The organism is Daeguia caeni (assembly GCF_042653845.1).
Taxonomy (GTDB): Bacteria; Pseudomonadota; Alphaproteobacteria; order Rhizobiales; family Rhizobiaceae; genus Brucella; species Brucella caeni.
Genome location: NZ_JBHSEL010000019.1, coordinates 1 through 2,283 on the forward strand (window position 1 = coordinate 1; position 2,283 = coordinate 2,283).

Here is a 2,283-nt window from a genome sequence, read left to right on the forward strand (position 1 = left end):
TCTTTACAAGGCCGAGGTCATCCATCGGCGAGGACCATGGCGCAACTTCGAAGCCGTGGAGTTCGCCACACTCGAATGGGTCGGCTGGTTCAACCACCGCCGTCTTCTGGAACCCATCGGAAACATTCCGCCCGCCGAGGCAGAAGAGCGATACTACGCCATGCTGGACGCACCAGCTATGGTCGCATAACTTAAACCAAACGGTCTCCGGCAAACCCGGGGCGGTTCACTCTTGCCGGCAGGGCCGGGATCAACACCATCGGGCAGAAACTGCAAGGCACCAACACAATCATGTCCAAGAGCACTCAGCAGACTGTAGGCATCGGTTCCGGCGGCTCCTACGCGTTCCGCAACGCGCTTTCGGATGAGATCATTATCCGGCAGCAGATTGTCAAAGACATTGATGACCGGTGCACCATAATAATGGTCTTCGCGCAATGGCAGGGAGAGGGAAACCGGGAAAGCATTGTCCCAGCTCAGCCAGTCGTCTGCATATTGGAAAGCGATGGCACCATTGCCTTGCCGGCTTAATATGCCAACAAAACGGTTGTTCAAAAACACATTAAGGGGAGGGAAGGCCCGCTTGCGCGCCATCAGAACAGATCCTCAATGTCTTGAAGACTGGCTTGACTGCGTGGCCGCACGACGAGCTCAAGATTGAGGGCAGACAAAGCCTCCATCAATGTGCGCAACTGCACGGCAGGCTGTCCAGCTTCCAGCCTGGAAATCGTTCCTTGACGCATGTGAATTTGTTCACCAAGCGCCGCTTGACTTAGTCGCGCTGCCTTTCGCGCGCGGCGAAGAATGGCGCCAAGCTGTTTTTCTGTCCGTGCAATCTGTTCTTTCATGTGGCCTCCACGTTCATTATACGCTAAGCCGTATAACCACACAATATACGTGATTGCGTTTTAAAAATAGCCGTATACGCGTATATTTATTAATTATACGTGAGTGCGTATTAATTGATTCAGGCAGATGTGGACAGGAAACGGATCAGTCTGGTAGGTGATCATAAACGACCGTTTGCAATGGCGAAATAGAGCAAGAGATTTTTGTTATTCATGCTAACCAACAGAAAACAAATCGCAATTTAACATTCATGTTATGAAAGCGATGGCATTTTCCAGGGTTTTGTTTTAGGGAGCAATTCCCCACACTCTATGGAAATGCTCATGTCTGCGACCACAGTTGAAGCAAGTCGTCCCGCTGGCACCATGATTGGCATTTTTGCTCTGCTTGGGGCGGTCGTTGCCATGAGCATCTCGCCCAGCATTGTACGTTTTGCCGATGTTGGGCCACTGGCTAGTGCCTTCTGGCGTGTTTTCCTTGCCTTACCAGTGCTGTGGCTTTGGATGCGGGCTGAAGAAAAACAGCAAGGGCGGAAAAGTGCCGGAAGCTGGTCCTTGCCGATCATACTGACAGGCATTGCCTTCGCGTTCGATCTGCTGTTCTGGCATCTGGCCATCATGCGTACGAGCATCGCCAATGCCACCTTTTTTGCCACGATGTCCCCCTTATGGGTCATCATCATAAGTTGGCTCGTCTATAGGCTGGTGCCATCAAAAGCGATAGTTCTGGGGTTGTTCCTGTGCATTTGCGGCGGAACGACGTTAATCTATCAGAGCATGAGCCTAAATCCCGCCCATGCCGTTGGCGATTTTCTCGGTATCTGCACAGGCGTCTTTTGCGGTGCTTATTTCGTAACCGTTGGTGCCGCGCGCAAGACAACCGGCCCGGCGCGAGTTACTTTCGAAATGAGCATTATCTCCGCAGCCATTCTGGGCCTTGTCGCTCTCTATCAGGAAGGCAATCTGCTGCCCCATTCGCTCAATGGCTGGCTGATCCTGTTGTTACTGGCCTTAGTTTGCCATGCCGGAGGGCAGGGGCTTCTGACCATTGCTCTGGGGCGATTGCCGACGACTTTTTCTTCGCTTGTCATTTTCCTGGAAGCGCTATGTGCTGCCGGTTTTGCCTGGATTTTGCAAAACGAGCCGGTAAGCCTTATTCAGGCGTTCGGTGGAGCGGTTGTGCTTGCCGGCATCTGGATTGCACGGCCGAGAAAATGATACAGATCGGCAGATATAGTGAACAGTAACCTGTCGGGCCCATTTGGACGCAATATCAGAACCCGATTGCCTGTCATTGTAAAGACGAAAGATTACTGGCCACACGATGGCTGATGAAGTTCTTGTGTAGCGACTGCAAGGAAGGCTCTTCCACCCGAATGCCAGCTCATGGCGAAGAACGGCAAGGCTGACGATAAAGAGCCAAGAGTTCCATAAG

2 protein-coding genes and 2 pseudogenes are annotated in these 2,283 nt (G+C 52.2%); 2 read left to right on the forward strand and 2 right to left on the reverse strand.

Features of this window, described 5'->3' with window-relative positions; genetic code table 11:
• Positions 1 to 190: pseudogene (locus ACFO1V_RS01720) on the forward strand (IS3 family transposase); the annotation flags it as partial.
• A gap of 44 nt (positions 191 to 234) precedes the next feature.
• On the opposite strand, the pseudogene ACFO1V_RS01725 reads toward ACFO1V_RS01720, so the two are convergent.
• Both ACFO1V_RS01725 and ACFO1V_RS01730 read right to left on the reverse strand, forming a co-directional pair.
• Positions 235 to 594, reverse strand: a pseudogene (locus tag ACFO1V_RS01725) (HipA N-terminal domain-containing protein); the annotation flags it as partial.
• Positions 594 to 848 (reverse strand): helix-turn-helix domain-containing protein, encoded by a 255-nt coding sequence (locus ACFO1V_RS01730; protein ID WP_374834642.1) that lies wholly within the window; start codon positions 846 to 848, stop codon positions 594 to 596. The gene ACFO1V_RS01730 and the pseudogene ACFO1V_RS01725, both read right to left, overlap by 1 nt.
• A 324-nt stretch (positions 849 to 1,172) precedes the next feature.
• Here ACFO1V_RS01730 and ACFO1V_RS01735 point away from each other — a divergent pair, with 324 nt between their 5' ends.
• Positions 1,173 to 2,066, forward strand: coding sequence for a DMT family transporter (locus ACFO1V_RS01735; RefSeq protein WP_374834644.1), 894 nt, complete (start codon positions 1,173 to 1,175; stop codon positions 2,064 to 2,066).
• Positions 2,067 to 2,283: the final 217 nt, after the last annotated feature.